Source organism: Pseudovibrio sp. Tun.PSC04-5.I4 (assembly GCF_900104145.1).
In the GTDB taxonomy this organism is placed as follows: Bacteria; Pseudomonadota; Alphaproteobacteria; order Rhizobiales; family Stappiaceae; genus Pseudovibrio.
In genome coordinates this window covers 343,433-368,885 of record NZ_FNLB01000001.1, presented here as the reverse complement: position 1 = coordinate 368,885, position 25,453 = coordinate 343,433, and the positions used below count along the sequence as shown (strand labels likewise).

Here is a 25,453-nt window from a genome sequence, read left to right as displayed (position 1 = left end):
CCAAGATATACGACTGAAGCGGTTTTATGCAACAGCGCCCCTTGAGGTAGACCTCCTCGTATTTGACGGTCCGCCAGAACCGTTCGATGAATACATTGTCGCGCCAAGCTCCCTTACCATCCATTGAGATCTTGATCTTTTCGTGCTTGAGCACATCGGTGATGTGGGGGGGACTGTTATTCTGCACAGAGGTGAAGGCGGGTAAAGTTGTATGAACCCGTTGAAAAGTTTAAATAATATCGTTTGGGCGGGGAAAAATCATTTTGCACAGTGTTGCGCGGAAACTATTCAAAACGGGCGTGTAGGTGTGCATAAAGCGGTCAAAAATGTGCAGCGGGTAAAGTCTAGCAACACTGCCTATGTCCAAATCGTATCACCCGAAGCGGTGACCGCACCAGACCACTTTGCCGATAATGTGGAAGTCTTCCAGATCTGTACGCTTTAGAAGCTCATTTTCGTATTCTGGATTTTGGCTGATCAATTCCAGATCGCCAAGTGCTGTTGGGCGTAAGCGCTTTACGCGAGCCATTCCAGCTAAAACAAAGGCGTAGACGCCATCTTGCAGGATGTTACGCTTTTTATCGACCATGACCAAGTCGCCGTCAGCAATGAGCGGGTCCATGCTATCGCCACCAGCCGTCAAGATGATGAGGCCGTCTGCTGAGGCTTTTCCCAGTTTTCCGCCTAAAAACCCTTTTGTGAAAGGGATCTCTTCGACCTTCGTGATGCTGTCGCCATTCAGAGCACCACTGCCTGCAGCGAGCCGAATATCCACGCGTGGGATGGTGATGAATGCCGCTTCTAGTGTCTTGATTTCCTCTCCAATCCGCATTGGTCCCTCACCGGTGGTGAGCCATCCTATATTAACACCCGCTCCGCGACATATCGCCAGCAGTGTCTCAAGTGTCGGACTCGATCCTTTGCGTATACTGCGTAACGTTCCTTCGCTTACGCCAGCTTTTTGCGCAAATAATCGCGCACTGCTATCTGATTGGATCTGTTCTAGTCTTTGAATAAAGCCGTCAGAGTTCATTTCACTAAACACTGACCACAAAGTCAGAGTTCCCCACAACAGTTAGAGCACGCTATTACCCTTTAAATTCAAAAGGATAGCTACTGATACGCAAATTGCGTAACATAAATAACTCTGACGCGTAATTTATCACTTGATGTGCGTTGATAAATTACGCATGTTGTTTTCATTCGTTACCAACAAGTGCAAATCACCAAGGTGAGACGCACGGTGAATAAAAAAGCGGCTGCTGCAACAGTCCGCTTTTTAAGGAGATGCAATGACAAAACGCGCACCCCAGATGAAGTGGGACAAGCATTCAATCAAAGCCGAGCTACACCGCAAAGGGTGGACCCTGACCGAAATAGCGGCCAGAGAAGGTATGCACCGTACCACGTTGACCAAGGCTCTGGAAACCGGAACCGGACGTGGTGCGGAGCTAATCTCCAGATATCTCAGTATTCCATTGGAGGAGCTGTGGCCTAACCGGCGTCTGCGTTCCCCTCATGTCATTTACAATAGCGACAAACACGGCCCGAGCGCCAGTCAGAAAAAGCAGTTGCTTGCTGACACCCCAATTTCTGAAGCCGAGGTGGCGGCATGAGAACGGCTCGCGTGACACGATGTGTCGCTCTGCGGTTTTATCGGCGCTTTGATTATGACGCGGGGCACGACAATCACCTCAAAGATATTGCAAGTGCGCTTGCCATTGGTGCCTTCACTGCCGCCTTCGTTCTTTGGGTTTGTGCGCTGAGTATCGCGGTGGCCTCCTACCGTGCGGGATACCCACTATGAGAACCCACCGCTGCCAACAAACCGATGATTTACTGAGCTGGCAGCCGCCGCAAGTGGAAGCCCGCTTTGATCCGACACGAGTTCGTGCGGCCACAGCACAGGCCAAAGTTTGCCGCGCTCTTTCTGAAGCTTTCAAAGTTGACCAAAGATCGCGAGAGGAAATTGCCACAGTCTTGTCAAAGCAATTAGCCGCGACAGTCTGGACGCATGGGCGAGTGAGGCACGGGAGGCAAGCAACATTGCCGGGTATCGTCTGATGGTGCTGGTTGCGGTTCTCAATTCCAAAGAGCTTTTGAATGAACTGCTGGATGGCACCGACATGATTGTGGTGGACCGTAAATACTTGCCGTTGATTAAACGTCAGTTGATTGAAGACCAGCAGGAGCGCTTGAAGAAGATGCTGAAAAGCTGTGACGCAGACTTGCGGAGAATGAAATGAGCGGAACAGGTCCAACCCTTTTTGACAATGACGCAAAGCGCGAGTGGTTTACTGCGAAAGAACTAGCAAGCCTAAACGTGCCGATAATTCCGGAAACAGAAAGTGCTGTTATCCGTTTTGCAAAACGCGCAGATTGGCAATCCACTACCCTTGCTCGCAAGCGTAAGGGCCGTGGTGGTGGTTGGGAATACCATATTGGTCTGCTACCTGACGTGGCCCGAAAAGCGTTAGAAGCCCGCTTTAACATAGAGCGCCTTAACGCGACCGTGCCTGTTGTGCAGGTTAAAACGCCCGCGAAAACAAAAGTAACTCTGGCGGATGCTGATGCTGCTCAGCGCTGTGCAGCGGAAGCTCGTAAACAGATCTTGCAGATGGTGGAGCAGCTGGTCATGCGCGGCATGGCCTATGACAAGGCGGTGTGTGGCCTGACCGCCAAGGTTAAGGTGCTGCTGAACCAAGATGTGCTAACCCCCGATGAAAAGCACTTGCTAGAGCTGGTGCGCACTGCCAAGGACAAGGGTACCGGGATCTCCCGCCGTGCCATTTACAACTGGCGCAAGGCGTTTAAGGAAAGCGGTTTCGCCGGGCTTATTCCCGGTAAGCGCAAACAGGATGCGCTGAATGCGACCCGTTATGACTGGGCTCCCGGCTTCCTGAAGTTTTATGCGGACCCGCGCAAGCCAACGCTCGCATTAGCGCTGGACCAATACCGGGCCAGTCTTGATGAACCAGCACGGGCACCAAGTTACGATCAGGTAAAACGATATCTGACGAAGCTGAAGAAAGCCGACCCAATTGCCGCCTACAAAGGTCGTGAAGGTGTGTTGGCACTCAAGGCCCGTAAGGTCTATGTGAGCCGGTCTACTGAAGGGCTGGAACCAACCGATATCTATACCGGTGATGGCAAAACGTTTGATGCCTTTGTGGCTCATCCATTTTCCGGCAGTCCGATGCGCCCGGAAATCACCAGTATTTTGGATGTGGTGACCCGCAAGTGTGTTGGTTACTCAATTGGACTGAATGAGAAAGCCTATGACGTTTCTGAAGCCCTGCGCAATGCCAGCATGGCAAACGGCGTTGCAGCGATCTTCTACGTTGATAACGGTAAGGGCTATAAGAACCAGCTGCTGGATGAAGCGGCGGTGGGTATGCTTGCTCGCCTTGGTACTCATAAAGAACACAGCATCGCCTACAACTCACAGGCTCGCGGTATTATCGAGCGTTTCAACGGGTCGGTTTACACCCGCCTTGCCAAAACACTGCCCAGCTATACGGGCCGTGATCTGGACCGGGAAGCAGCTTTAAAACTGCACAAACAGATCAAAAGTGATCTCAAGGAGACAGGCGCGTCAGATATTCTGATCGGCTGGAACGAGTTCCTCAAGATTTTTGACGGAGCGCTGCAATACTACAACAACCGGCCCCATTCAGGTCTGCCTCAGGTGCGCGGGGACGTCACCGGCAACACCCGCCATATGTCGCCCAATGAATACTGGGCTCAATTTGAATCTCATGGGTTCAAAGCGGTTACGCTTGCTAAAGATGACAGTGATGATCTGTCCCGCCCCGCAGTTCGGCGTAAGGTTACTCGCGGTCTCGTTACCATTGAGACGAACCGCTACTTCGCACTGGAGTTGGAGCGTTATGACCGCCGTGAGGTCATGGTTTGTTACGACATGCTGGATGCGAGCCAAGTGTGGGTGCGTGAGCTTGATTATGTGGACGGTGTTGAGACACCGGGTGCATTGATCTGCACGGCCAAGTTTGAAGGCAACAGCCAAGCCTACTTCCCCAAACCAGTTATTGAGAACGCCCGCGAGAAGAAAGCAAAAACGGCTACAAAACGGCTGGAAGACAAGCTGCGCCGTGTTGAGCAGGAGCAGCGCCCCGGCTATCTCGTGGAACATTCTGGCGAACAGCCCATGGAGGTGTTTGCCTCAGCTCCCGGCTTTGAAGACAGCGCTGAGGAGGATCTCGTTTCAGTGGTGATGGAACCGGTCAGGAGCGCGGGGAACGTCGTTCAATTGGCAGAACCTATTGAGGCTCCCAAGTCTCAACCTCAACCCACGACCAATTCCGGCAGGCCACGCTTTAAGTCCAAGGAAGAGCTTGCTGTTTGGGTTCTGGATAACCCTGAAAAGATGACCGATCTGGACAAAAAAATCCTGTCGGGATGTCTCACCGACAGGACTTATCTGGATCTTTTTGAAGCGCTTGGCGTCGACACGGAGAGCCTTCGAACTCTCCTCCGTGCCGCTGCTTAACGCAACCAATCAACACTCAAGGAAATATCAGATGCGGAATGACTTTGTAAAGACCTCCAACGTGCAGCGCTTTTTGAACGCGTTGACTGCCTTGAATGAACGGGGTGCACAAGAGGCTTGTCTGGTGGTCGTGGACGGACTGCCGGGGCTTGGCAAAACAACCACCTTACGAAAATGGGTTGCCCAAACGGGCAGCATATATCTGCGGGCCAAGAAAGAATGGACGCCGAGCTGGTTCATGAACGAGCTTCTTGAAGCCTTGCGGGTGCATCCACCGCATGCCTTTCAGAAAAAGTACCGCAAGGCGCTTGAAGAACTGGCTGGACGTCAAGCCTCTGCAGGCATTGAGAGTAAAACGTTTGGTCTGGTGATTGATGAGGCCGATCATGTCTCCAGCAAATCAGCTATTTTGGAGACCATCCGCGATATCTCCGACATGATTGAACTGCCGGTCATTTTAGTGGGCATGGGCAAGGTCAACGATAACCTGACCCGTTTCCCGCAGGTCGCCTCCCGCGTCTCTCAAAAGGTGCGTTTTGAAAAGTGTACAGAGGCTGATGTGCGGTCTCTGATGGAGGGTCGCTGTGAAATTCCAGTCGCTGATGATCTTTTGAAATTCGTTCACAAAGTGTCTGGCGGTTACAACCGAGAAATCCTGGAAGCCATTGCCAATATTGAACGCCACGGGTTCCTCAATCCTCCCGGTGAAGAGGGTTTGACCATGAGGGAGATGGCCGGTGTGTCCATCATCAACGATCGCTCGTCAAACCGGCCCATCATGGTTCCGGGAGGACTGTGATGACTAAATCCCTGATCTCCACACAACTTCTGCATCATTTAAAAGGCGGGGAATGCCAGACACTTGATATGCTGGATAGCGATGTCAGGCTTTCTCTCAGTCGCAGGCAGTTCATTGAGGCTGCTGGCTTTCTAACCATGAAAGGATATCTGGAGCGCGTTGAACGGGGTTGTTACCAGCTTACACAATCGGGGCGAAAAGCTGCTGATGAGGGCTTGGTCATTCCGATAGGTGGCGGCACAAGAGTACAAAAGCACCGCCGTAGCCCTCGCCGTAACTCCTTGCGGCAGCGGGCATGGAACGCCATGAAGATTTCCGGCGCGTTTACTCTGTCGGATATTGTTCTGGCGGCAGCCCAGCCCACGGATAAGCAGCCAGAAAGCAACCTCCAGCGTTATCTTCGTGTCCTGTTTCAGGCTGGGTATCTGACCATCTTGCCAGTTAAGGCAAGGAGTACCAAGCCTCATTCAAATGGCTTCAGGCGTTTCAGATTAATACGCGATACCGGCCCGCTTGCTCCAGTCTGGAGTCAACAAAAATCCTTAATGCTTGATTTTAACCTCACTCATGATGGGGAGGTCACGCCCTGCAAATAAACGTGCACGGCCTCATTGAAGAACAGCTTTCAATGCTTGGTAGCAGGCAAGCGGTTGCAGATGAGTTGGGTGTATCGCGCACTGCTGTCAGTCTTTATCTGGCAGGAAAGCTTGAGGCCAATGGCGGGCGCATAGACCGCTTTGAACGCCGGGCTATCGAGCGGTTCTGCGACCGGATTATGTGCCCCTTTCTGGGGTCCGATATCAGCCAGGCAAACTGCCAGAGCAACTGTGAACGCGCAATTCCAACCAGTGACCCTGCAGCCCTCCGTCATTGGAGCGCGTGCAAGCGCTGCCCGTTCAATTCTGCCTTGATGGAACAGGAGCAAGCATGCTGAGCGGTCTCTTGAAAGAACTGCGCATTTTGTTTCTGACCTCACGTTGCAATGAGGTCATGGAACCGGAGGCACATGACCTTTTTGCGCAAACTCTCCTGACCGGGACTGAACTGGCTGAGCAGTTGGAGCGCTTGGCAAAAAGCAAAATGATGCCCCTGGAAACGCGCCATTTCAACGATCCCAAGATTGCTGTGTTCCCGACGATCAGCCGGGATCCCAAATGTATTCAAAAAGGAAATGACCATGACACATGAACCGACTGCTCGCCTTGATCCTAACCAATACTGGGAAGATCCAAAGGGCGGTATGATCCCGGTTTCCGCCATCAAACCTGAGCATCAGGAAGAAGATGCGCTGGTCAAAGGCGTTGTTGCCAAAGCACGAGAACTGAACGTCCTGCTGGGGACGTTTAAAAGCCACAGCATGGGTGAGGTTCAGGCGTTTCGCGATTTGATTGCCGAGAAATACGGCGCTCAAAAAGGTGGCAAGAAAGGCAATATGACCTTGCGCAGTTTTGACGGCAAGTTGGAGTTGCAAATTGCCATCTCTGAAAGCATCAGCTTCGGCCCGGAGCTGGAAGCTGCCAAGGCCCTGATTGACAGTTGCATCCATAAATGGAGCCAAGGCGCGAATGCGAACCTTCAGGTCCTCGTGGATGATGCTTTTCAGGTCGATAAGGAGGGCAAAATCTCCACTGGCCGTGTGCTGGGTTTGCGCCGCCATGCCATTGAAGACGATGAGTGGCTCAAGGCCATGGATGCAATCTCTGACGCCGTGCGGGTGACGGGTTCAAAAACCTACCTAAGGCTTTATGAGCGCAATCCAGCAACAGGCCAGCGAGCGCCGATTTCTCTCGATCTGGCTGCGGTCTAGGAGGTCATCATGAGTTATCAGCAAATGGGATATGACCAGAGACGTGAACAGGAACGTCTCGAACTCATCAGGGGGTATTGGAGCCGTCGCGGACATCAGGTCTGCGGAGCTGTTTCAGTGAACCCCCAAGACAGTCCAACCCCGCTTTACACCACCGCAACTGATATGAAAAACGGGTGCCCTGTTGGGCATCCGGCTAACCAGGCAGGAACCGCATCATGAGCAATGCAGACGGCGTCGCAGCTGATCAACTTCGCGCATTTATTGAACGCGTTGAACGGTTGGAAGAAGAGAAGAAGGTCCTCTCTGACGATATCAAGGACGTTTACGCCGAGGCCAAAGGCAACGGGTTTGACGTAAAAATCATGCGCAAGATTGTTTCCCTGCGCAAACGCAAACCGCATGAGCGCGAGGAAGAAGAAAGCATCCTCGACCTTTACCTTCACGCTCTTGGCATGGCCGAGCCGGTTTCTTAAGGAGAATTTCAATGAACCGGTATATTGCACAAATTCATATTGCGAAGAAGGATCTGGCGCTTGACGAGGACAGCTACCGGGATGTGTTGGAGCGGGTAACGGGTAAGCGCAGTGCAAAGGGCTTGAGTGAGGGGCAATATTTGCGCGTTGTTACCGAGTTCAAGCGGCTTGGCTGGCAGTCTGGTAATCAGGGCGGTTCATTCCGCCCTGCCTCCAACAAAGGGTATGTACGCAAACTGTACGCACTGGCAAAAAGCCTTGATGATCTTGGCTACTGGGAAAGCCCTTACCAGGAAGCGTTACGAGCCTTTGTAAAAAATCGTTGCGGTGTCGATAACCCGGAATGGCTGACCTATGCGCAGGCCAGCCCGCTGATTGAAGCTCTCAAAGAGATTGAAGGGAGATCGTCAGGATGATTTTAACGGCAGTCATTCCGACCATACTTAACACCATTACCAGCAAGAGCGGACTGATGATCCCAAAAGGTGATCCCAACATAAACATCGTCCGGTTTGCCGTTACCCACGATGATTTTGCAAACATAATTGCCGACGGAATTCCAGTCGGAGCCGTCATTGTCCACGAACACCCAAAGGCTGATGTTCTGGTTCCAGTCAACTTCTTTGAACTTACCAAAAGAACTAAGGGCCTCCGCGGACTTTTCCTGCCACGGCGCAAGTTTTGTTTCTGCCTGAACGCTGGAAGTAATCAACAGCGCGGCAAGGGCGAGCATAAAACGCATAAACATAATTTTCCAAATACAGGGGGTAATCATTGCCTGGCACCCTCTCAGATTGCAGATGTATTCGCAATAGCGGGAGGCGCATATGACTGATTTTGTCCCTGTGACCGACCATGCGGTGCTGCGCTATCTGGAACGGGTATTGGACATTGACGTTCAGATGGTGCGCCGCCACATCTACCGCGAAACTGAGAACGCCCTGCAGGTTGGTGCTAAGGGACTGCGCCGCGATGGTGTGCGTTATGTTCTGGAAGGCGGCGCTGTGGTGACCGTGATGGTGTCTGAGGCTCAGCTTGCCTCTAACAAGGAAGCACGTCATGTCTGACCAGCTTGCTCCGCTACACCTGACAGAAGACATGGAGGATGTTCAAGCCATATGCGGTGATGATGTTGCGCAGGAGCTTTTGAACAAACTACCCGGCGTTGAGGTTAAGGTGCCAGCCCGTTGGAGTGCAAACAATCCACTTGCCCGCATCGACCGGGACAAAGCGGAACGGCTCATCAAGGACCTTGCAGGCAACAAGTTTTATGTCCCAACCCATGTTGGCCGAACAGATACGCGCCGGGCAGCCCTTCAGCTTCGCGGTGAAGGCCAAAGCACAATCGAGATCGCTCTGGAATTGAAGGTCTCAGAACGCCATGTCCGCAATCTGCTTTCTGGCAAGCCGTTGCCAAGGCGGAAAGTCCATGATGACCGCCAGATTGATCTGGAGGATTTTTTGAATTCTACTCATGATTAGGTCAGGACTTGCGGAACTGTTCCGTCGCAAAAATTGCAAGAAAATAAGAGGCTCGCCCCAGTACTTTTCAAACTGAGGCGGGCCTCATGTCCATTGTTCGACAATTACGCAGCACACACGGTGCGGTAACACATACAAATACTCTCTTGCGCCGTGAGGCTGACCGGCTGGGTTGCGAGATGGCTGTCTTGCAAGCGGTTCTGGAAGTTGAGAGTAAAGGCGCGGCCTATGATGACGAAGGCCGCCTGATCCTCCTTCCCGAAAAACACGTTTTCCATCGCGAACTCCCCAAATCCAAACGCGTCAAAGCTGTCGTACTGCGGCTTGCGGCAAAACGCTGGAAAAAGGCCAACTACAAAGGACTTGGTAAATCCGGATCAGATGCCCGCTGGGACCGCCTGCAGGCGATGGCTAAACTGGATGAGGCAGCAGCGTTTAAATCCTGTTCTTATGGCCTTGCTCAGATCATGGGCTTTAATTTTGCCCAGTGCGGCTATCGTAGTCCTCAGGAATTCGTTCAAGGACTGGCAGCAAACAGTGAGACTCAGGTTAGAGCGTTTATTGCTTTCCTTGAAAACTCCGGCCTGCGCGATGCTCTGCGAGCTAAAGATTTTCGCGCTATTGCCCGGATCTATAATGGCAGGGGTCAGGTTGACTATTACGCTGGTCTGCTCAGCCGAGCCTATGCAAAGTTTGCCGCCCAGACCTATGAGTTTGCCGATAAAGGTCAGTCATCGCCTAACGCTGAAGGCCTTGGAACGGGTTTCATGCGTCTGGGTTCTTCTGGCTACCGGATTGAGGCTCTGCAAAAGCGCTTGGCAGGACTTGGTTATGCCTGCCGGAATGATGGCGATTTTGGTCCAGGTACCCGCCGCGCTGTTGTGGCGTTTCAGGTGGATCACAGCTTGAAACCGGACGGCGTGGTTGGCCCTGCAACTGAGACCGCACTGGAAGTCGCCGTCCCCCTGAACCAGCAAGCCGGACAGGACCGCAGCACCCTCACGGTGAAAGACCTGCGCGTGGGTGGTTCCCAGACAATCAAAAAAGCAGATGGTCTGACACGGATCGGGCAAGTGGTGATGGGCACAGGCCTTGGAGCCAGCGCCTTGGGCGAGACCACTCAAGGACTATTGGAAGGATTTGGCTCCGGTGCCGCGCAGCTCAGCCAGCTTCGGTATCAACTTGCCCCCCTGATGGAGTTTGTCTCCGGCAATAAATGGGTGCTGATTGCCGGTGCAGGGTTTGGGATCTGGTATCTGGCACGGGGCATCAAACAACGCCGCCTTGAAGATGCACAGAACTGGAGGCACGCAGGATGAGCTTATTGTTTAAAGGAGCGGTCTGGGCTTTGAATAAGCTTGGCGGCGGCGTACTCGACCGGGTGCTGGGTTTCTTTGAAACACAAGCCAAGAGCGAAAACGAAGCGCTTCGTATTCGTGCAACTGTTACAAGTGAAGAGATCCGCGCCGAGTTGGATAGCCGCCGTGCAGCCCGCGACATCGTGCTGGCAGAGCAAGGCTGGTGGGTGACGGCCATGATCCGTCCAGCCTTCGCCTGGCCGATTGTAATCTGGTCCGGGGCCATTGTTGCCGACAGCTTGTTTCACTTTGACTGGAATGTAGCCGCGCTGCCAGAACCACTCAATGAGTGGGCCGGATGGATTGTCGGCGCTTATTTCCTCACCCGCCCGTTTGAAAAAGCCATACGTGGTACAAACACCCGGAGGGCTCGCTAATGTCGGAACATCTGGCGCGAGAACTTGGAGAGATTAAAGGGCTCCTGCAGGGCATCGATAAGAAAATCGATAGCGTGGATGATCGTCTTGATAAACATGATACACGCCTGCGTGCAGTGGAGACCAAATCGGTTGTCAATAGTGTGATTGCCGCCTCAGTGGTCTCTATTGGCATTGCATTCATCAAAGATAAAATTGGTGCCTGAATGAGCAAGAAACCATCTAAGGCAGACCAGAAGCGCAAGGCCCGGCGCTTGTTCATACTTGAACGGCAGGCAATCCCGACTGTTGCGTTTACCATCGGTGTCAGTGAGAGCACCTTACGCCGGTGGAAGAAAGAGGCAGCAACGAACGGTGATAACTGGGACGTGGCCCGCTCTGCAAACGCACTTGCTGGCGAAGGTCTGGAAGCGGTGGTTGCGACTGTGGTTGAGGACTTTGTCACCATGTTCCAAATGACCATTGAGCAGATCAAGGCCTCTGGGGAAATTGAGCCTCCTGAGAAAGTAAAACTCATGGCCTCGCTCTCAGACGCTTTTAACAAGATGGTTTCTTCTGCTGGACGGGTTGCCCCTAAATTATCTGAACTCGGTATTGCGCAGGATGTGTTGCAGCGCCTTGCAGAGTTCATCCAGAAGCATCATCCAAGCCATGCCCAGATCTTTTTGGAAGTGCTTGAACCCTTCGGTGACTATCTGGCGGAGGCCTATGGATGAGCGCGAAAACAAAAAAGCTCAGCGCTAAGGATTTCAAAACATCGCTTGCTGAGATGGCGGAGGATTTCCGCCAGAAGATTGAGCTGGAAGTTGAGGCATTCCCGGTTGATGTTAAAGCCCGCAAAAGCCGCCTCGCATGCGTGGCAGATCCTGCGACCGGCTATCGCTTTTTTGCCGAAACTTACTTTCCTCATTATCTGGCTAAAGCCCCGAGCCGATTGCACGAGCATCTTTATGAAGAGCTGCCGCTGATTGTTTACTCAAACAAGGGCGAACGTAAACTGGTGATTGCCCCGCGTGGGTCTGCCAAGTCCACTCATATCAGTCTAATTTTCCCGCTCTATTGCATTGTCATGGGCCTGAAGCATTACATCGTGCTTATTATGGATGCCTTTGAACAGGCCGCCGTCATGCTCGAAGCACTCAAGGCTGAGTTGGAGAGCAACCCGCGCCTTGCCTATGATTTTGCAAAGGCTATGGGGCCGGGCCGGGTCTGGCGCGAAGGTGACATCATCACGGCTAACAACATCAAGGTGGAAGGCTTTGGTACGGGCAAGAAGATCCGTGGTCGCCGCCATGGTCCGTACCGGCCTGACCTTGCTATTTTAGATGATATTGAAAACGATGAGAATGTGACCAGCCCCAAACAGCGCGACAAGCTGGAAAGCTGGGTTTTAAAAGCTGTACTGAAGCTTGGCCCCACAGATGGCTCCATGGACGTGCTTTATGCAGGCACTGTGCTGCACTTTGATGCGGTGATTGTGCGCTTTACCAAGAAGCCGGGCTGGCAGAAGACTGAGTTTCGGGCGGTATTGGAATGGCCCGACCGCATAGACCTGTGGGATACATGGGAAGAAGTGTACTTAAACGAAGGCGAGCCTGCCGCAGATGCGTTTTATTGTGCACACCAAACAGAATTAGACCGAGGTGCGGTTCTCAATTGGCCCGACAACCACACTTTGCTTTATCTGATGAAAGAACGGGCAGGATCACACTCAGCCTTTGAAAGCGAATATCAGAACCGTCCTGTCTCTGATGATAACCCGTTCCAGAACATTACTTATTTTGTTCGCGTTGAGCCGCAACTTATGTTCTTCGGCGCGATTGATCCCTCTCTTGGCAAGTTCAACAAGAACCGGGATCCATCGGCAATTCTGGTGGGCGGGTATGACAAGGAAACCGGTCGCATAGATCTGGTGGAAGCCTCCATCCGCAAACGCACGCCTGACCTGATTATTGCTGATGCGTTGACGTTCCACCGCGAATACGGCTGTCAGATGTGGTTTGTGGAAGCGGTACAGTTTCAGGAGATGCTGCGCACTGAACTGATGAAGCAGGCCGCCCTGTCTGGTCTGGCGCTGCCTGCTTATCCGGTAATGCCCATTACAGATAAGAACCTGAGGATTGAGCGACTTCAGATCCCCATCAAGGACGGCCTCATCCGGCTGCATAATTCACAGAAAGTTCTCATTGATCAACTCCAGCAATGGCCCAATGCGGACCATGATGATGGCCCTGATTGCCTTGAGATGCTTTGGAAACACACGTTGGAGATGGCCTTTACCACGCTGAGTTCAACCAGCTTTACCACCGCACCATCAGCACACGGCTCACTCCTTGGAGGCTATCGGTTATGAGTAAGAAAACCAAAAAAACAAACGGAACGGCTAAGGCTGATAGCAATCTGGCTAAGCAGGCCGCCCCGGCCAGTGTTCCGATTAAGGGCGGACAGCTGATTGCGACCGCACGAAACGACATCACGATTGAAAACTACTCCGATATCTTAAAACCTCAGGACCCAACACTTGAAGCTAAGGGCGAGAAAAAAGGCCTGAAGCTATATGATGAGGTTCTGCAGGACGCACGGGCGCGCACCGCGCTCTCCAAGCGCATTTCCAAGGTCACACGGCGTGAATGGCAGGTTGAGCCTGCAAGTGATGAGGCGATAGATATCACGGCTTCTGAAGGGGTTGAGGTGATCCTGAAGGCATTGCCATTTGATGCAATCTGCAAATCGCTTCTCAAAGCAATCTTAAAAGGGTTTTCCGTTGCCGAGATCGTCTGGTTCCGTAATACAGATGGCCTGATTGCACCGCTCAAAATAAAGGATCAAAACCCTATGCGGTTTACGTTTGATGCGGACTGGCGCATCAGATTGCTGACACTCGATAACCGCGAAGAAGGCGAGGAACTGCCAGAACGCAAGTTCATAGTGCATCGCTTTGATGCGAACGCCAACAATCCGTTTGGTCATGGGCTTGGTTCTGTGTTGTTCTGGCATGTCTTGTTCAAGCGCGAGGGCGTGGCCTTCTGGATGAAGTTCATGGACAAGTTCGCAAGTCCAATCCCTTTTGGCAAATACGCTCATGGAACATCTAAGGAAGAGCAGGACAAACTGCTTGGCGTGCTGCGCCAAATGGTTAGCCAGGGTGCGTTGGTTGCCCCCATTGGCACTGAGGTTGATTTTCTGGAAGCCACCCGCTCTGGAGAGGCAGGATATGAAGCCTGGTGCCGTTACTGGGATGAGCAGACTGCAGAAGTTGTTCTGGGATCAACCCTTGCAACAGGTGTCAAAGGTCAAGGCTCGCGTGCCGCCTCCCAAACTCATGCCGATGAAACCGATGGTATTGTTGATGATGACAGCGACCAGATTTGTGAAACCCTGAATTCCACACTCATTACGTGGATTAGTGAACTCAACTGGCCTGCTGCCACTCCTCCCAAGGTCTGGAGGCCGCGGCCTCGCAACCAAAGCGATGAAGCTGATGTTGAGCGCAAGGTGCGCTGGGTGCAACAATCTGCACTGCGGATATTAGAAGCCACCCGCCTGCAAGGATATGAGCCGAAGGATGTTGATCAGTGGCTTGGAAATGTTCTGGGCACGGAAGTTATCAAATACAAGCTCCCGTTCACTCCAGAGGGAGCAGCTACAAAAAGCGGCGGTAAACAGGACAGCACGGAATTTGCGACGAGCGAGCCTGGTCCGGTTGATCATCTGGTGTCTCAACTGGAGCAGCTTGCCGGGCCAAAGGTTCATAGCTGGATTGATGAAATCAAAGAGAAGCTGGGGGCTGCTGAGGATTATGCTGATGCCTCGCAAGCCTTGCTGGATGTCTATCCGGGACTTGAGGTTGATCCGCTTGGCAACCTGTTAAGTGATGCGGTTATGCTTGCCGAGCTTCAGGGCCGCTCTGATATCATTGATGAGACCGGCTTCTCGCCGACAGGCTCAAAAAAAAACTAAAAACCAAGAGTGAGGTCAGCGCTGAGTTTGCTGAACCTTTTACCGAAGCGCTGGAGTTCCACCGCCAGAAGGTAAAGCTGCCCACAAAGCGTTGGAGTGATGCCATGCATCATGCCCACGACCGTTCTTTTGTGGTGGCTGGCGTAACAAAAGATGCGCTGTTGGAAGACTTCCACAAATCCATTGATGGAGCCATCGCCAAGGGCACGCCGTTTAAGAGCTGGCTGGACAAGGATGACACCTATCATTCGGGGTTTCTGGATGAGTTTGATGCAATCGTCAAACGCCACGGCTGGGACCATAACGGCAAGCGGTTGTGGCGGGCACGGGTGATCTATGAGACCAATTTAAAAACCGCCTATGCAGCGGGTCGTTACAAGCAGATGAACGATCCAGCAGTGCGCAAAGCTTTCCCTTATTGGCAATACGTGCATGCGTTGGAGCGTATTCCAGTAACAGCACGGGCTGCTCATAAGGCTTGGGATGGGCTGACCCTGCGGGCTGATGATCCGTGGTGGAACACCTATTACCCGCCCAATGACTGGTTGTGTGGTTGCGGGGTGCGGCCTGTCTCAAAGGCCAAGTTAAAGCGCCTTGGCAAACAAGTCCCCGATGAAGCGCCTTCTATCACCCATATATTCACCAAGGATCCTGCTACAGGTGAAATGATTTCCTATCCCAAAGATGTGGGCATGGGCTGGGGTTATGCGCCAGGACAAACATGGTCTGAAGGGCTGGTGCCCAAAGAGCTGCAAAAGCCATTGCGGCCCAAGCCCGCGCTTATCGATCCACCACAAGGTCCACCCAAACAAGGCAGGCCTGCACCAACGCTAAAGCCACAAAAGCCCAAGCCTCAACCAGACCTCACGCCACTTGCTGAAATCAGTGTGCCAGCACCGGTCAAACCATTGGCTCCAGATCTACCAGAGGAAACCTATGTGGAGGCGTTTTTAGAACCGTTTGGCGCACAAATCGGCAAGCCAAAAGCGGTCCGTGATAAGGCCGGACATCTCCTGACCGTTTCCGATGATCTGTTTAAGAGCGGGGCTGGTGCGTGGAAGGTGAAGAAGTTTGGCCGTGAGATCTACATGACTTATCTGGCGGCAACTCTGGCTGACCCTGATGAGATTTGGGTAGACTGGAGCGTCAATGAACTGGGGCAAGCCATTCTTGTGCGCCGTTACTTACGTTACTTTGTGGGTGCAGCAGGCTTTGCCTCCTTCACCTTCACCTTCACCCGTAAGGGCTGGGAAGGCCAAACGGCGTTTAATCCAACACGCGGGCGACGAAACAAGTCAGATGACAAGTATCTGGAAAACCACCGAAGTGGTGCTCTGCTTTACAGAAGAACAGATGGAGAAGAGTGATGGGTTGTTTAAGGCGATCCGCAACCACGCTTTTGCTGATCTTTAAGATCCCATCCAAAGCGCCGGGGGTCATACATCAGCAAGCGTTGTCATCACTCCATACAAATATAAACTCAAATCAGGGGGAATTCAATGATCACTCTGACTTTTGATAGCAGCGACATGAATCGCGAAATTGCTGATGTTGCAGGCCGGTTGGAAGATAGCACGACTGTACATGACATCATCGGGGAAGTGTTGCTTGATGAAACCCGTGAGCGCATCACCAAGGAAGTTGGACCGGATGGCTCAAACTGGCCTGCGCTTCACCCCGTTACGCTGGATAACAGGCGCTCTAAAACCGGCATGCTGCGCGATAGCGGGGAACTGTTCCGCTCAATTCACAAGAACAGCTCAGCTGCGAAAGCAGAAGTGGGCACCAACCTCAATCACCCCAAGGTCTGGGTGAACCAATACGGTACAACCATCAAGCCGCGCCGGGTCCCGTTTCTGCTTATCCCGTTTGGTGGCGGAAGGATTGCAGCCAAGCAAGTCACCATTCCGGCACGTCCATATATCGGCATTGGTCGCGATGATGCTGAGTTGATCAGGGAGACGCTGGAGAGGTATTTGGAGGAGTAGACTTCTAGATACTTAAGTGCCTAGCTTTCATGTGGCCAAACGCCGTCTTTTATTCGGATAATCAGGACAATAACCGAAAACATAAAGGCCCAAAGGAACCCGCGGTTCCATGGATTTTTCATAACGAGCGCTGCGTTTTGCTGGTAGTAGAAATCCGCATGAAACCTACCATCAAAAATCAATGTCTGAGTGTATTCAGCCAAGTAGATAAACGATCCAACCAAAACTCCAGTAATTGTACCCACAATAGTTAGCAGAAACACATATACGCTAAAAATGAATACTTGTCTCATTCCCGTACTTTCCATCAGTCAGAGTTAGGGAGTATTTCTCAATTTGAGACCTAGTTCTTTATCAACATTAGCAAAAATCTCGATAAAGCCCAATCTCACTATGGAGAGGTTTTTTGTAAGAAGAGATCCCAAAAAATCAGTGGCTACCTTCTCACTATAATCGAATACAATGCCTCGTCGATTGGTTTCCCTTTAAAATATGGAGAGCGCGGTGCCAAGAAAAATTTGTGTTGAAGTAAAAGAGACTGGAAGTGGGCATCCATACTTGATCGTTGAACCTTATGAAGATACCGGGTTGCCTGATGACAAAAGGATATCCGTGAAATTCCCAGAAGGTACAACAATCGAGCATGCAAACGATCTAGCACGCACTCTGAACAAGACTACCTATAGTATCGAAGTAGTCCCTTGGGGGTAATGACTCAACCCTAAGAGGAGAGTGCCGTGAAATTAGAGCTAATTGAAACGCCAGAAAAGCAGATTAACCCCCCAGCAGTAAAATTCTGGGTCGATTACAACGGGCAAAGAATATCCTGTAAAATCTCTGATCGGGCACTTGTTGACGATTATCGCCAACCTGGCGAAGCTGATCGGTTATCTGTCTTCGATAAATATACTGAGGACATACTCCGCCGCACTGGAATAAAAATTCTAGATGGCGTTCAAGATGAAGACGGCATTTTAACCCTCACCATATTTCAAGGGGACGGTATGCTGGAATAGCCGTGATAGGAGGTGTACATGAATCTTGCACAATTCGGATTGGCACTTAACATTACCGGTGTGCTCTTCCTGTGGTTAGATTAGGAATTTAATCCAGACGGTATTCAGACAATTAGAGGAACATTTGGTAGTTCCTCAAGTTGGAGTTGGAAAATTTGGTATGCAAGCAAGAAGATTTCGCTAAGCTTGCTAGCAAGGCATTTTCTTGGTCGTGGGGGTGCCATTATTTTGGTGATTGGTTTACTACTCCAGCTGCTTCATAGTTGTTGGGACGCTGTATAAGAAATAGCTCTAGACAAAAGGAGGATTGCTTAAATGGAATGCCCTCAAAAATGCAGTGGCCATCGATCTGATCGACAGCGCCATCTAGTTCCTGCTGAAGCTCAGAAGCTACCAAAAAATATCGCAGAATCTGCCGAGTTTAAATGCACGTACTGCGGCTGCGTTTATACACGGGAAAATATTGCCCTTGGTTATCTTGAAGATCCCATGAACCCTTCAAAGGTTTGGACACCTCTTTAGAATTGTGCAGTTAATTTCACCTCCGCCCGCTCGCTATCATGGCGTAGTTGCCAACACTCACCCAGTCCTCGTCGATAACCGCTGCCAGTAGTTTCTTCTTCAGCTCGCCGCCTGTGAGTTGATGCAGATCATCCCAGCAGTGCTTCTTGTCAATGTTCGCTCGCATGCGGGCTTTCATCTTATGGCTGAAGGCATCGACTGCCGTGCTGATACGAGCGCTTTCGTTGCTGTGGTGAAGCCGATCATGATATCGCTCTTCAACCCGGTCACTTATCTCGCCCATTTTCCCTCTCAAACGCGCAGGTTCGCCGCTCAAAAATAAAGCCCACAGACGTGTGAGACGTACGCGGGGCTACAATCACACATGTTTTGACCGCATGGCCCGTTAGATGCCCGTTAGAAACGCATCAAGGGTTAGTTTTGACCGTCACATCAGGTTCCATATCCGCCTATGGGAGTTGAAGTTAAAATCTGGCGTGGTTTTCTCTTCACTGACCTTGACCGTAATCGTACTTGACGTTCCCCGCGTCGGAAGTGTTCCGGCGCGTGGGTTATCTTTAACTGGCAGTCTGCATCCAACTTGAGATTACTCGTTGGAGACAAGGCCCGTGCCAAACAAGCAAACCGCCAGCACCACCAAAAGCATTGAGGTTTTTCGTCCTGGTACGTTTACCAGCATGGCGGGCACGTCCTTCAGCGCCACCGCTGAGGATCTGAGCGCACTGGCAGCCCGGTATGATGCGGCAAGCAACCCGGTGCCGGTTGTGGTGGGCCATCCCAAAACCAATGATCCCGCCTATGGCTGGGTGCAAAGCTTTTCCTACGACAGTGACGGCGAGCGCTTGATTGCGGAAGTTGGCGAGCTTGATCCAGCCTTTGCCGAGGCGGTTGAGCAAGGCAAATTCAAGAAGGTCTCCATGAGCTTCTTCCAGCCGGGCGCGTCCTCCAACCCTGCTGGTGATGATCTTTACCCGCGCCATATCGGATTTCTGGGTGCAACAGCTCCTGCTGTCAGCGGCTTAAAGCCTGTTGAGTTTGCGGGAGGTGATGAGGACACGCTCACCATCGAGTTTGGCGAGCGTGCTTTTAAGGACGTGGCCAGTGTGTTTCGCCGTATCCGCGAGTTTTTCATTGAAGAGCACGGCTTGGAAACCGCCGACAAGGTGATCTCGGACTGGGAGATCAGCTGGATTGATGATGCAGGCAGAGAGCCCGCGACCGTCTCAAGTGATTTTTCAACCAAACAAAAGGATGATCCCATGCCGGGTAAACCTAAGGGTAACGCAGACTTTGCTGCTCGTGAAGCTGATCTGCAAACCCGTGAAGCCAACATCAAAAAACGCGAAGCCGACGCCACAAGCAAAGAAAACGAAGACTTTGCCGATAGCCTGATAACAGCTGGCAAACTGCCGACCGGCAACAAACCTCAGGTGGTTGCGCTTCTGGATGGCCTTGCAAGCAACACCGAGCAAACCGTTAGCTTTGCCGATGGCGCTGCTACCAAAACCTCCAGCCTGCTTGAAGTCACCAAATCTCTTTTGAACAACCAGCCCAAGATTGTTGAGTTTGGCGAGGCCAATCTGGGAGACGATCCAGCCCCATCCTCTGAAGATACCGAGGACATAGCCCGCGAGGCTGTCTCCTTCCAGGCCAGTCAACGGGACACCGGGATTGAGGTCTCCACCAGTGAGGCTGTGATGCATGTGCGCAAAAAGCGCGGTCTTGCTGATTAAGCCAGCACAGATCCTTTCCTTTGACTGAACTTGGAGCTTTGAGCAATGCAGGATTTCGGCCTTATTAAAAACTTCACGTCGGACGGCGTGATTGAAAAAAACCGCTTGATTGCCCCCGGCGCAAAAGATGGTCACATCAAACGCGCTGGCGTGGGCGATACGCTGATCGGCACCACTGGTATTCGCGGGGCATCTAAAGCCGACGAGCGGGTTGACGGGTGCTTGAATAATATTCGCGACGTGACCTATGGCGGCCCGGTTGCCTTTGGCGATCCGCTAACCTCAGACGCACAAGGGCGAGCTGTCAAAGCTGACCCAGCTGCAGGCGTGCCTGTGCCTGTTGCCGGTTACGCCATGAGTTCCGGCATTGCAGGCGTGCTGGGGTCACTGCACGTCGTGCCGGGATACCTCACCGGCTAAGCCGCACCTTTCTCAATTTTCAAAATCCTTCCAACCCCAAGGTACTTGCTCATGTCTGCAACGGAACAGTTTACAGAAAACGCGGTGATGATGGCCATCGCCATCGCCTACAAAAACCCCGATTACACTTTGATTGGTGATGAGGTGTTGCCACGCGTCACAACCTCCCGCTCGTTCAAATACCAAGCATATGATGAGGGCGAGGATTTTTCTGTCCCTGATACCCGCGTGGGGCGTCGCTCTTCTCCCAATCAGGTTGAAATTGGCGGCACGGAAAAAGATGCCTCGGTTGAAGCCTATGGCATTGATGTGCCGCTCGACAATGTGACCATTGAAGAAGCCAAGCGCAACAAATGGAACCCGGAAAATCGGGCAACCGAACGAGCCACTGATATCGTCATGCTCGACCGGGAGGTGCGCTGTGCCAATCTGGTCAAGAACCCGGCGAACTATCACCCGGATCATGTGGAAGCCCTGTCAGGTTCAGACCTGTTCACCGACCCCGACAGTGACCCGATCACTCTCATTGAAGACTTGATGTCCACCTGCTGGCAAAAGCCAAACCAGTTGGCGTTTGGTCATGTGGCTTGGCGGGCGTTTCGCAAACACCCCAAAATCGTGAAGGCTGTCCAAGGTAATTCTGGAGATCAAGGCCGCGCGACCAAGGCACAAGTGGCTGAGTTGTTGGAAGTCAAACGCATTTTGGTGGGCGAAAGCCGCGTCAACATCAAGCGGCCAGGCGAGAACCCCGTCCTTGCCCGCGTATGGGACAACATTGTGGCCGGGCAATTCATCAACCGGACAGCAGATAGTAGCGGCGGGCTCACCTTCGGCTTTACGGCGCAATTTGGCAAAAAGGTTGCGGGCACTCTGGCTGCAAACATGGGGCTACGAGGTGGCAAGCTGGTGCGCTCTGGCGAGGAAGTCAAAGAGATCATTATTGCCAAACGGGCTGGGTTCTTAATCCAGAACGCGGCTTAACACGGCAGTGCGCGGGGCTGCTGTGTAGTCCCACCACTTCCCATTTCAACTGCAACAACCGGGAATAACGAAAATGGACCTTGAGACAAAAACCTATCCGGTGCTGGCAGCACTGCGCCACAACGGCACCCGGCATGAGCCCGGCGACAGCGTGGAAATGACAGAAGCCCAGGCGGAGACCTTGCAGGCTCTTGGCATTCTTGGCGAGGTTAATGCGTCAGAGTCAACAGCCGTTGAGCACTCCGCTGAAGACCGTAAGGCGGCCATCATAGAGGCTATTAGCAGATTGGTGCCGGATACTGATTTTAACAAGGACGGCACACCCAAAGTAAAGACTGTCGAGCTACTGACCCGCTTTGATGTCTCCGCCGATGAAGTCAAAGCGCTTCATGCTGAGCTGAAGGCTGAAGCCGACACCAAAACCGGCGAACAGGCCTAAGCGGAGCGTTAGAGATTATGAAAGACCTGCGCTTCCTAACGGTTGATGAATTCATCTTAAGGCATGAGGAGAGCAATCTGCTTGCCCTTGTCGGGATTGGCGGACCCAATTCAGTGGGCGGGCGAACCATCGACCGCTCCCGTGTGGAAGCGCAGCTTGCCCGCGCTGAGGCTATGGCGGCGGGTTATCTTTATGGCCGATTTCCAGCTCTGAAAACCATTGAACCTTCAAAAGCACCTGAATCTTTGAAGGGCGTTGTTTCTGACCTTGCCATTTATTACCTGCGCGAGCGCATCCATCACACCAATGCGGTGGAAGAAGAGACCCGCAACCGCTACCGCGATTGTCTGTCCTGGTTAAAGGATGCCCAAGTGGGCCGTGTCGATCTTGGGCTTGAAGTTACCGGTGATGTTGAGCCGGCGACTGGTGGGGTTTCTGGCTCATTTGATCAAGGCCGCGCAAATAGCGTTCTGGAGGGCTACCAATGAACCAGATTGAACGCCTTCAGGAACAGATTGTGGAGCGGCTCAAGCTCAATCTGCCCTCCATTGCTTATGTGGGCGGGTTCCCCTCCAAGCCAGAAGAATTTGATCTGGCGAACTTTCAAATGGCGGCGCTGGTACACTACGGCGGGGCACGTTACGCCAGTGATAATGCGCTCAACCATGCCTCCCAATCGCGCTCTATGCGTTTTGTGATCGCCTTGAACTTAACCACGCTTGAAGGTGAACATGGGGCCTATGCGGTTTTAGAGCGCTGCCGGTCCGCCTTGCAAAACTTCCCGCTTGCCGGGGCAAGTCCGCTGATGATGGAACGTGAAGACCTTGCTGACCAGTCACCGGGTCAATGGCGCTGGCAAATGGAAGTCAGTTGCCAGGCGCGCAGTATTTCCGACCACCAGGGACCGCGACGACCAGTTCCCCCAATTTTACGTCACCCACCTTTAAAACAGGAGGACTAGAGCCATGAGTGCACCAAGCACGGCTCCCACTGAGTTCTGCGATTATAACTACACCGGTCCGGTGCAGTCGGTCGCGCTCAAAGCCAAGGATACGGAAGGCAAGCTCACCGTGTTCTTTGAAGGCACGTTTCATCCCGGTAAGACCTACACATTGCCCTGCAATCACCCAACAGTGCAGGCGTGGGTGTGCGGTCAAATCCTAACTCAGAAGGAAGCAACCCATGGCTGAGCGCATTTTCGGGCCTGAGATCGTTGATGCCAATGAAGATGGTGTGCTGGTTCGTGAGCTAAAAGCTGCGACAGCGTTTTTAATTGGCACAGCTCCAATTCATGAGGTTCATAAGACCTCACAGGAGCAAGTCAAATACATCAACAAACCCATTCTTATTCGCCGCGAAGCGGATATCACAAAACACTTCGGCCCCGCACGCGATGGCTATACCTTGCCGCAAAAACTGCGGGCGATGTTTAAGCAGGCCAAAACACGCGGCCTTGGGACCATTTGCGTGGTCAATGTGTTTGATCCGGCAACGCACAAAGATGACGCTGACAAACCGGATCCAAGCAAAGTCACCGGGCTTGATATCATCGGAGCGTTTGACGCTATGGGCCGCCCCAGTGGCTTGAAGCTGGCTTATTCCTGTTATCAGCGCTTTGGCTGGTTTCCAAAGAACATTCTGGCTCCAGGCTATGATGGGTTGGCCGGGGTTCGCTCAGAAATGGAAGCCATTTGTGGCCGCATTCGCGCTCGCTGCTATTGGGATGCCCCGTTTGGTGTCACCCTGCAGCAGCTTCAGGAGGCACGCGGGCCGGAAGGATCGTTTGATTTCCAGACCAATGACACACGGGTTAATCTGTGCTGGCCTATGATGGAAACGGTTAATCTGGATGAGATGTCGGATACTGCTGGTGAGGTAGTTGCAGATCACTATTCAGCTTATCTGGTGGGTGTCGTGCTTATGAGCGTGATGGAATACGGCTATCATCACAGCCCCTCCAATCGGCCTATCAAGGGCATTGAGGGTGCAGCTCAAGATGTGCTTTATGTGCCGGGCGATGGGTCCAGTGATACGCAAGTGACCCGATCCAACGGGATTATCTCGTGCGAGGAACGCTTTGGCAAAGGGCCGCATACCTCGGGCAACCGCAATGCGGGCTATCCCACCAAAACCACTATGCTGACCTTCTTCCACGCTCAATACACGCAGGATGTGCTGGATGAAGCAATCTTGCACTTTCTCGATGAGAAGAAGGATCGCAATGACTCGCTGGCCCGCATTGAGCAGATCGAAGATGCCATTAATGCATGGGGAATCGGCAAGACCAAAGGCAATGATCCAGAACTCTCCGGTTTCCGCTTTGCCTTTGATCGGGAAATGATGAGCGCCGCCTTTGCCGCTGATGGCTGGTATCACTACACGTTGGAATTTGCACCGGTTGGCATCATGGAAACCATTAGTGTGCGCCGCTCCCTTAACATCAACCTTCTGGCCGATGCTCTGGGACTGTCCCAGTCTGAAGCGGCTTAAGTAAACAACGCAGGGATAATCTATGACTGATTTCCGCCGCTTTGGTCAGATCACCAATTCTGATATCTATCTGGGCGACAACACGCTTGTGGGGCTCGCCAAATCTTTCAAGATGCCCAAAATTGAGTGGAAGACCGTCGACATTGAAACACTGGGTCAGGTTGCTGTTTACAAAGCACCCACCCGGACGCTGGAAGCGCTCACTGGCGAAATCACCATGAGCAGTGTGGACCCGCAGATCCAGGAGGATTTCCTCAACCCCACCAAGACCCACACACTCCAGCTGCATAAGTATGTGGATGTGAACGGTCCTGACGGTCTGGACCTGGAGCGCTCATATACCTTGATCACGGTTTTGCAGGCTCGTTTCTTTGGTCATGATTTTGGCGAAAGCAAAAATGGAGATCCAGAAGAGATAACCCATGAGATGACGATCTCTCGTTTGGTGCAGCGGGTTCATGACAGCAACAAACCACTGTTTGAGGTGGATGTATTTGCAAGCTCGGTGCGGAACTCTTCCGGCGAGATGTGGCGCGGATAAGCGCATAACGGTCCTATCAGACCGCGAATTGGCTCCCATGCTTTCCGGCGTGGGGGCTTTTTTATTGCGCGGATCCAAGTGACACGTTTCCAACCCAAGCTGAAAGGGATGCCATGACCCGCCCGGATGAGAATACGAATATGCCAGAAGGTGACCTGAACACGCCGGTTGAGGCCGGTGTCATTGCCAAACTGAAAGCGCACCGCGCCGCTAAACAGGGCTCCGCACACTTCACCCTGCCAGAAACCGGTGTGTTTGTGGTCTATCCAGAGTTCCGCCGTCATGGGGATTGGACGCGGTCCTTGCGTATAGCCAAGAACAAAATTGGCAAAGCCCAGATCCTTTACCTTTGTAAGATCGCAACGTTTGACGGTGAGAAGCTCACCGAGGCCGACTTTGCAGCTTATATCCCGATGAACGATGCCAACGAGCTGCTTGGCGAGGTTTTTGGCGGCGGCGATGATCTGGATGAGGACGATGAGGGAAACGGGAAGACGACGACCGCGTAACGCTGTCGTCGCTTGAGTGTCACACCTACCTGGTCAACCGGGGCT

Annotated in this window: 38 protein-coding genes and 1 pseudogene; 34 read left to right on the top strand and 5 right to left on the bottom strand. The window is 52.4% G+C overall.

The annotated features are described in order from the left end of the window. Positions 1 to 40: 40 nt before the first annotated feature. Positions 41 to 154 (bottom strand): annotated as a pseudogene (locus BLS62_RS31235) (IS3 family transposase); the annotation flags it as partial. A gap of 219 nt (positions 155 to 373) precedes the next feature. Further along, entirely contained in the window at positions 374 to 832 is a 459-nt protein-coding gene (locus BLS62_RS01770) for a S24 family peptidase (RefSeq protein ID WP_244283449.1), read from the bottom strand. A gap of 460 nt (positions 833 to 1,292) precedes the next feature. On the opposite strand from BLS62_RS01770, the gene BLS62_RS01765 reads away from it, so the two are divergent. The 13 genes from BLS62_RS01765 to BLS62_RS01710 are packed head-to-tail and all read left to right on the top strand — an operon-like array spanning position 1,293 to position 8,008. Continuing rightward, the gene (locus BLS62_RS01765; protein WP_093176023.1) at positions 1,293 to 1,616 is read left to right on the top strand and encodes a helix-turn-helix domain-containing protein; all 324 of its coding nucleotides are present in this window, start codon (positions 1,293 to 1,295) and stop codon (positions 1,614 to 1,616) included. After that, on the top strand, positions 1,613 to 1,807 hold the full coding sequence (locus tag BLS62_RS01760) for a hypothetical protein (RefSeq protein WP_093176019.1): 195 nt from the start codon (positions 1,613 to 1,615) through the stop codon (positions 1,805 to 1,807). The genes BLS62_RS01765 and BLS62_RS01760 overlap by 4 nt, the downstream gene beginning before the upstream one ends. Further along, entirely contained in the window at positions 1,804 to 2,064 is a 261-nt protein-coding gene (locus BLS62_RS01755; RefSeq protein WP_093176014.1) for a hypothetical protein, read from the top strand. The genes BLS62_RS01760 and BLS62_RS01755 overlap by 4 nt, the downstream gene beginning before the upstream one ends. Then, complete coding sequence (locus BLS62_RS01750) at positions 2,064 to 2,246, top strand: hypothetical protein (RefSeq protein ID WP_093176009.1); 183 nt, start codon at positions 2,064 to 2,066, stop codon at positions 2,244 to 2,246. The genes BLS62_RS01755 and BLS62_RS01750 overlap by 1 nt, the downstream gene beginning before the upstream one ends. Beyond that, entirely contained in the window at positions 2,243 to 4,510 is a 2,268-nt protein-coding gene (locus tag BLS62_RS01745; protein WP_093176004.1) for a Mu transposase C-terminal domain-containing protein, read from the top strand. The genes BLS62_RS01750 and BLS62_RS01745 overlap by 4 nt, the downstream gene beginning before the upstream one ends. Positions 4,511 to 4,541: 31 nt before the next feature. Next, positions 4,542 to 5,309 carry an AAA family ATPase gene (locus tag BLS62_RS01740; RefSeq protein WP_093175999.1) on the top strand — a complete coding sequence of 256 codons (768 nt, stop codon included), beginning with the start codon at positions 4,542 to 4,544 and terminating at the stop codon, positions 5,307 to 5,309. Next, positions 5,309 to 5,905, top strand: a complete 597-nt coding sequence (locus tag BLS62_RS01735) for a hypothetical protein (protein ID WP_093175994.1) — start codon at positions 5,309 to 5,311, stop codon at positions 5,903 to 5,905. Before BLS62_RS01740 ends, BLS62_RS01735 begins: the two co-directional genes overlap by 1 nt. Before the next feature lie 2 nt (positions 5,906 to 5,907). Next, positions 5,908 to 6,243, top strand: a complete 336-nt coding sequence (locus BLS62_RS01730; protein ID WP_200798430.1) for a hypothetical protein — start codon at positions 5,908 to 5,910, stop codon at positions 6,241 to 6,243. Next, complete coding sequence (locus BLS62_RS01725) at positions 6,237 to 6,497, top strand: hypothetical protein (protein ID WP_093175989.1); 261 nt, start codon at positions 6,237 to 6,239, stop codon at positions 6,495 to 6,497. Before BLS62_RS01730 ends, BLS62_RS01725 begins: the two co-directional genes overlap by 7 nt. Next, a complete protein-coding gene (locus BLS62_RS01720) occupies positions 6,487 to 7,116 on the top strand; it encodes a DUF3164 family protein (RefSeq protein ID WP_093176901.1) in 630 nt (209 codons plus the stop codon). Before BLS62_RS01725 ends, BLS62_RS01720 begins: the two co-directional genes overlap by 11 nt. Before the next feature lie 9 nt (positions 7,117 to 7,125). Then, positions 7,126 to 7,338 (top strand): hypothetical protein, encoded by a 213-nt coding sequence (locus BLS62_RS30655; RefSeq protein ID WP_143521476.1) that lies wholly within the window; start codon positions 7,126 to 7,128, stop codon positions 7,336 to 7,338. Further along, complete coding sequence (locus BLS62_RS01715) at positions 7,335 to 7,592, top strand: DUF2312 domain-containing protein (RefSeq protein ID WP_093175985.1); 258 nt, start codon at positions 7,335 to 7,337, stop codon at positions 7,590 to 7,592. Before BLS62_RS30655 ends, BLS62_RS01715 begins: the two co-directional genes overlap by 4 nt. An 11-nt stretch (positions 7,593 to 7,603) precedes the next feature. Continuing rightward, positions 7,604 to 8,008 (top strand): gp16 family protein, encoded by a 405-nt coding sequence (locus BLS62_RS01710; protein ID WP_093175980.1) that lies wholly within the window; start codon positions 7,604 to 7,606, stop codon positions 8,006 to 8,008. Between the two features lie 2 nt (positions 8,009 to 8,010). Here BLS62_RS01710 and BLS62_RS01705 read toward each other — a convergent pair whose 3' ends face one another. Continuing rightward, a complete protein-coding gene (locus BLS62_RS01705) occupies positions 8,011 to 8,334 on the bottom strand; it encodes a hypothetical protein (protein ID WP_093175976.1) in 324 nt (107 codons plus the stop codon). 85 nt (positions 8,335 to 8,419) lie between these two features. Between BLS62_RS01705 and BLS62_RS01700 the strand changes: the two genes are divergently transcribed. From BLS62_RS01700 to BLS62_RS01655, 10 genes are all read left to right on the top strand, one after another. Beyond that, positions 8,420 to 8,659 carry a hypothetical protein gene (locus BLS62_RS01700; RefSeq protein WP_093175972.1) on the top strand — a complete coding sequence of 80 codons (240 nt, stop codon included), beginning with the start codon at positions 8,420 to 8,422 and terminating at the stop codon, positions 8,657 to 8,659. Further along, a complete protein-coding gene (locus tag BLS62_RS01695; RefSeq protein WP_093175967.1) occupies positions 8,652 to 9,074 on the top strand; it encodes a helix-turn-helix domain-containing protein in 423 nt (140 codons plus the stop codon). The genes BLS62_RS01700 and BLS62_RS01695 overlap by 8 nt, the downstream gene beginning before the upstream one ends. 86 nt (positions 9,075 to 9,160) lie before the next feature. Then, positions 9,161 to 10,393, top strand: coding sequence for an N-acetylmuramidase domain-containing protein (locus BLS62_RS01690; RefSeq protein WP_093175963.1), 1,233 nt, complete (start codon positions 9,161 to 9,163; stop codon positions 10,391 to 10,393). Further along, a complete protein-coding gene (locus BLS62_RS01685) occupies positions 10,390 to 10,809 on the top strand; it encodes a 3TM-type holin (protein WP_093175958.1) in 420 nt (139 codons plus the stop codon). Before BLS62_RS01690 ends, BLS62_RS01685 begins: the two co-directional genes overlap by 4 nt. Then, complete coding sequence (locus BLS62_RS01680; RefSeq protein WP_093175953.1) at positions 10,809 to 11,015, top strand: hypothetical protein; 207 nt, start codon at positions 10,809 to 10,811, stop codon at positions 11,013 to 11,015. The genes BLS62_RS01685 and BLS62_RS01680 overlap by 1 nt, the downstream gene beginning before the upstream one ends. Next, the gene (locus tag BLS62_RS01675) at positions 11,016 to 11,525 is read left to right on the top strand and encodes a DUF1804 family protein (protein ID WP_093175949.1); all 510 of its coding nucleotides are present in this window, start codon (positions 11,016 to 11,018) and stop codon (positions 11,523 to 11,525) included. It begins immediately after the preceding gene. After that, positions 11,522 to 13,162, top strand: a complete 1,641-nt coding sequence (terL, locus tag BLS62_RS01670) for a phage terminase large subunit (RefSeq protein ID WP_093175945.1) — start codon at positions 11,522 to 11,524, stop codon at positions 13,160 to 13,162. The genes BLS62_RS01675 and terL overlap by 4 nt, the downstream gene beginning before the upstream one ends. Next, a complete protein-coding gene (locus BLS62_RS01665; RefSeq protein WP_093175940.1) occupies positions 13,159 to 14,769 on the top strand; it encodes a DUF935 domain-containing protein in 1,611 nt (536 codons plus the stop codon). The genes terL and BLS62_RS01665 overlap by 4 nt, the downstream gene beginning before the upstream one ends. A 104-nt stretch (positions 14,770 to 14,873) precedes the next feature. Further along, positions 14,874 to 16,136 carry a PBECR2 nuclease fold domain-containing protein gene (locus tag BLS62_RS01660; RefSeq protein ID WP_093175936.1) on the top strand — a complete coding sequence of 421 codons (1,263 nt, stop codon included), beginning with the start codon at positions 14,874 to 14,876 and terminating at the stop codon, positions 16,134 to 16,136. A gap of 132 nt (positions 16,137 to 16,268) precedes the next feature. Further along, on the top strand, positions 16,269 to 16,757 hold the full coding sequence (locus BLS62_RS01655; protein WP_093175932.1) for a phage virion morphogenesis protein: 489 nt from the start codon (positions 16,269 to 16,271) through the stop codon (positions 16,755 to 16,757). 20 nt (positions 16,758 to 16,777) lie between these two features. Here the strand turns inward: BLS62_RS01655 and BLS62_RS01650 are convergent, their stop codons facing one another. Beyond that, positions 16,778 to 17,050 carry a hypothetical protein gene (locus BLS62_RS01650; protein ID WP_143521475.1) on the bottom strand — a complete coding sequence of 91 codons (273 nt, stop codon included), beginning with the start codon at positions 17,048 to 17,050 and terminating at the stop codon, positions 16,778 to 16,780. 444 nt (positions 17,051 to 17,494) lie between these two features. Here BLS62_RS01650 and BLS62_RS01645 point away from each other — a divergent pair, with 444 nt between their 5' ends. Then, a complete protein-coding gene (locus tag BLS62_RS01645; RefSeq protein ID WP_093175926.1) occupies positions 17,495 to 17,773 on the top strand; it encodes a DUF1488 family protein in 279 nt (92 codons plus the stop codon). Positions 17,774 to 18,311: 538 nt separating this feature from the next. Here BLS62_RS01645 and BLS62_RS01635 read toward each other — a convergent pair. Next, on the bottom strand, positions 18,312 to 18,578 hold the full coding sequence (locus BLS62_RS01635) for a hypothetical protein (protein WP_093175918.1): 267 nt from the start codon (positions 18,576 to 18,578) through the stop codon (positions 18,312 to 18,314). 325 nt (positions 18,579 to 18,903) lie between these two features. On the opposite strand from BLS62_RS01635, the gene BLS62_RS01630 reads away from it, so the two are divergent. From BLS62_RS01630 to BLS62_RS01585, 10 genes are all read left to right on the top strand, one after another. Next, positions 18,904 to 20,028, top strand: coding sequence for a hypothetical protein (locus BLS62_RS01630; protein WP_093175915.1), 1,125 nt, complete (start codon positions 18,904 to 18,906; stop codon positions 20,026 to 20,028). Positions 20,029 to 20,073: 45 nt separating this feature from the next. Further along, complete coding sequence (locus tag BLS62_RS01625; RefSeq protein WP_093175911.1) at positions 20,074 to 20,448, top strand: hypothetical protein; 375 nt, start codon at positions 20,074 to 20,076, stop codon at positions 20,446 to 20,448. A gap of 51 nt (positions 20,449 to 20,499) precedes the next feature. Then, the gene (locus BLS62_RS01620) at positions 20,500 to 21,429 is read left to right on the top strand and encodes a capsid protein (protein ID WP_093175906.1); all 930 of its coding nucleotides are present in this window, start codon (positions 20,500 to 20,502) and stop codon (positions 21,427 to 21,429) included. A gap of 73 nt (positions 21,430 to 21,502) precedes the next feature. Next, positions 21,503 to 21,868, top strand: a complete 366-nt coding sequence (locus BLS62_RS01615; protein ID WP_093175901.1) for a DUF7210 family protein — start codon at positions 21,503 to 21,505, stop codon at positions 21,866 to 21,868. A gap of 17 nt (positions 21,869 to 21,885) precedes the next feature. Further along, positions 21,886 to 22,356, top strand: a complete 471-nt coding sequence (locus BLS62_RS01610) for a DUF1320 domain-containing protein (RefSeq protein WP_093175898.1) — start codon at positions 21,886 to 21,888, stop codon at positions 22,354 to 22,356. Next, positions 22,353 to 22,829 (top strand): Gp37 family protein, encoded by a 477-nt coding sequence (locus BLS62_RS01605; protein ID WP_093175893.1) that lies wholly within the window; start codon positions 22,353 to 22,355, stop codon positions 22,827 to 22,829. The genes BLS62_RS01610 and BLS62_RS01605 overlap by 4 nt, the downstream gene beginning before the upstream one ends. 4 nt (positions 22,830 to 22,833) lie before the next feature. Beyond that, a complete protein-coding gene (locus tag BLS62_RS01600) occupies positions 22,834 to 23,058 on the top strand; it encodes a hypothetical protein (RefSeq protein ID WP_093175888.1) in 225 nt (74 codons plus the stop codon). Beyond that, positions 23,051 to 24,358 (top strand): phage tail sheath protein, encoded by a 1,308-nt coding sequence (locus tag BLS62_RS01595; protein ID WP_093175883.1) that lies wholly within the window; start codon positions 23,051 to 23,053, stop codon positions 24,356 to 24,358. Before BLS62_RS01600 ends, BLS62_RS01595 begins: the two co-directional genes overlap by 8 nt. 22 nt (positions 24,359 to 24,380) lie before the next feature. Then, entirely contained in the window at positions 24,381 to 24,899 is a 519-nt protein-coding gene (locus BLS62_RS01590) for a phage major tail tube protein (protein WP_093175880.1), read from the top strand. A 113-nt stretch (positions 24,900 to 25,012) separates the two neighbouring features. After that, complete coding sequence (locus BLS62_RS01585) at positions 25,013 to 25,408, top strand: hypothetical protein (protein ID WP_093175875.1); 396 nt, start codon at positions 25,013 to 25,015, stop codon at positions 25,406 to 25,408. Positions 25,409 to 25,453: the final 45 nt, after the last annotated feature.

Bases quoted from the DNA above. Each gene is read 5' to 3' on its own strand.
- BLS62_RS01770 (WP_244283449.1), bottom strand. From the start codon at position 832: ATGCGGATTGGAGAGGAAATCAAGACACTAGAAGCGGCATTCATCACC.
- BLS62_RS01765 (WP_093176023.1), top strand. From the start codon at position 1,293: ATGACAAAACGCGCACCCCAGATGAAGTGGGACAAGCATTCAATCAAA.
- BLS62_RS01760 (WP_093176019.1), top strand. From the start codon at position 1,613: ATGAGAACGGCTCGCGTGACACGATGTGTCGCTCTGCGGTTTTATCGG.
- BLS62_RS01755 (WP_093176014.1), top strand. From the start codon at position 1,804: ATGAGAACCCACCGCTGCCAACAAACCGATGATTTACTGAGCTGGCAG.
- BLS62_RS01750 (WP_093176009.1), top strand. From the start codon at position 2,064: ATGGTGCTGGTTGCGGTTCTCAATTCCAAAGAGCTTTTGAATGAACTG.
- BLS62_RS01745 (WP_093176004.1), top strand. From the start codon at position 2,243: ATGAGCGGAACAGGTCCAACCCTTTTTGACAATGACGCAAAGCGCGAG.
- BLS62_RS01740 (WP_093175999.1), top strand. From the start codon at position 4,542: ATGCGGAATGACTTTGTAAAGACCTCCAACGTGCAGCGCTTTTTGAAC.
- BLS62_RS01735 (WP_093175994.1), top strand. From the start codon at position 5,309: ATGACTAAATCCCTGATCTCCACACAACTTCTGCATCATTTAAAAGGC.
- BLS62_RS01725 (WP_093175989.1), top strand. From the start codon at position 6,237: ATGCTGAGCGGTCTCTTGAAAGAACTGCGCATTTTGTTTCTGACCTCA.
- BLS62_RS01720 (WP_093176901.1), top strand. From the start codon at position 6,487: ATGACACATGAACCGACTGCTCGCCTTGATCCTAACCAATACTGGGAA.
- BLS62_RS30655 (WP_143521476.1), top strand. From the start codon at position 7,126: ATGAGTTATCAGCAAATGGGATATGACCAGAGACGTGAACAGGAACGT.
- BLS62_RS01715 (WP_093175985.1), top strand. From the start codon at position 7,335: ATGAGCAATGCAGACGGCGTCGCAGCTGATCAACTTCGCGCATTTATT.
- BLS62_RS01710 (WP_093175980.1), top strand. From the start codon at position 7,604: ATGAACCGGTATATTGCACAAATTCATATTGCGAAGAAGGATCTGGCG.
- BLS62_RS01705 (WP_093175976.1), bottom strand. From the start codon at position 8,334: ATGCGTTTTATGCTCGCCCTTGCCGCGCTGTTGATTACTTCCAGCGTT.
- BLS62_RS01700 (WP_093175972.1), top strand. From the start codon at position 8,420: ATGACTGATTTTGTCCCTGTGACCGACCATGCGGTGCTGCGCTATCTG.
- BLS62_RS01695 (WP_093175967.1), top strand. From the start codon at position 8,652: ATGTCTGACCAGCTTGCTCCGCTACACCTGACAGAAGACATGGAGGAT.
- BLS62_RS01690 (WP_093175963.1), top strand. From the start codon at position 9,161: ATGTCCATTGTTCGACAATTACGCAGCACACACGGTGCGGTAACACAT.
- BLS62_RS01685 (WP_093175958.1), top strand. From the start codon at position 10,390: ATGAGCTTATTGTTTAAAGGAGCGGTCTGGGCTTTGAATAAGCTTGGC.
- BLS62_RS01680 (WP_093175953.1), top strand. From the start codon at position 10,809: ATGTCGGAACATCTGGCGCGAGAACTTGGAGAGATTAAAGGGCTCCTG.
- BLS62_RS01675 (WP_093175949.1), top strand. From the start codon at position 11,016: ATGAGCAAGAAACCATCTAAGGCAGACCAGAAGCGCAAGGCCCGGCGC.
- terL (WP_093175945.1), top strand. From the start codon at position 11,522: ATGAGCGCGAAAACAAAAAAGCTCAGCGCTAAGGATTTCAAAACATCG.
- BLS62_RS01665 (WP_093175940.1), top strand. From the start codon at position 13,159: ATGAGTAAGAAAACCAAAAAAACAAACGGAACGGCTAAGGCTGATAGC.
- BLS62_RS01660 (WP_093175936.1), top strand. From the start codon at position 14,874: ATGCATCATGCCCACGACCGTTCTTTTGTGGTGGCTGGCGTAACAAAA.
- BLS62_RS01655 (WP_093175932.1), top strand. From the start codon at position 16,269: ATGATCACTCTGACTTTTGATAGCAGCGACATGAATCGCGAAATTGCT.
- BLS62_RS01650 (WP_143521475.1), bottom strand. From the start codon at position 17,050: ATGAGACAAGTATTCATTTTTAGCGTATATGTGTTTCTGCTAACTATT.
- BLS62_RS01635 (WP_093175918.1), bottom strand. From the start codon at position 18,578: ATGGGCGAGATAAGTGACCGGGTTGAAGAGCGATATCATGATCGGCTT.
- BLS62_RS01625 (WP_093175911.1), top strand. From the start codon at position 20,074: ATGCAGGATTTCGGCCTTATTAAAAACTTCACGTCGGACGGCGTGATT.
- BLS62_RS01620 (WP_093175906.1), top strand. From the start codon at position 20,500: ATGTCTGCAACGGAACAGTTTACAGAAAACGCGGTGATGATGGCCATC.
- BLS62_RS01615 (WP_093175901.1), top strand. From the start codon at position 21,503: ATGGACCTTGAGACAAAAACCTATCCGGTGCTGGCAGCACTGCGCCAC.
- BLS62_RS01610 (WP_093175898.1), top strand. From the start codon at position 21,886: ATGAAAGACCTGCGCTTCCTAACGGTTGATGAATTCATCTTAAGGCAT.
- BLS62_RS01605 (WP_093175893.1), top strand. From the start codon at position 22,353: ATGAACCAGATTGAACGCCTTCAGGAACAGATTGTGGAGCGGCTCAAG.
- BLS62_RS01600 (WP_093175888.1), top strand. From the start codon at position 22,834: ATGAGTGCACCAAGCACGGCTCCCACTGAGTTCTGCGATTATAACTAC.
- BLS62_RS01595 (WP_093175883.1), top strand. From the start codon at position 23,051: ATGGCTGAGCGCATTTTCGGGCCTGAGATCGTTGATGCCAATGAAGAT.
- BLS62_RS01590 (WP_093175880.1), top strand. From the start codon at position 24,381: ATGACTGATTTCCGCCGCTTTGGTCAGATCACCAATTCTGATATCTAT.
- BLS62_RS01585 (WP_093175875.1), top strand. From the start codon at position 25,013: ATGACCCGCCCGGATGAGAATACGAATATGCCAGAAGGTGACCTGAAC.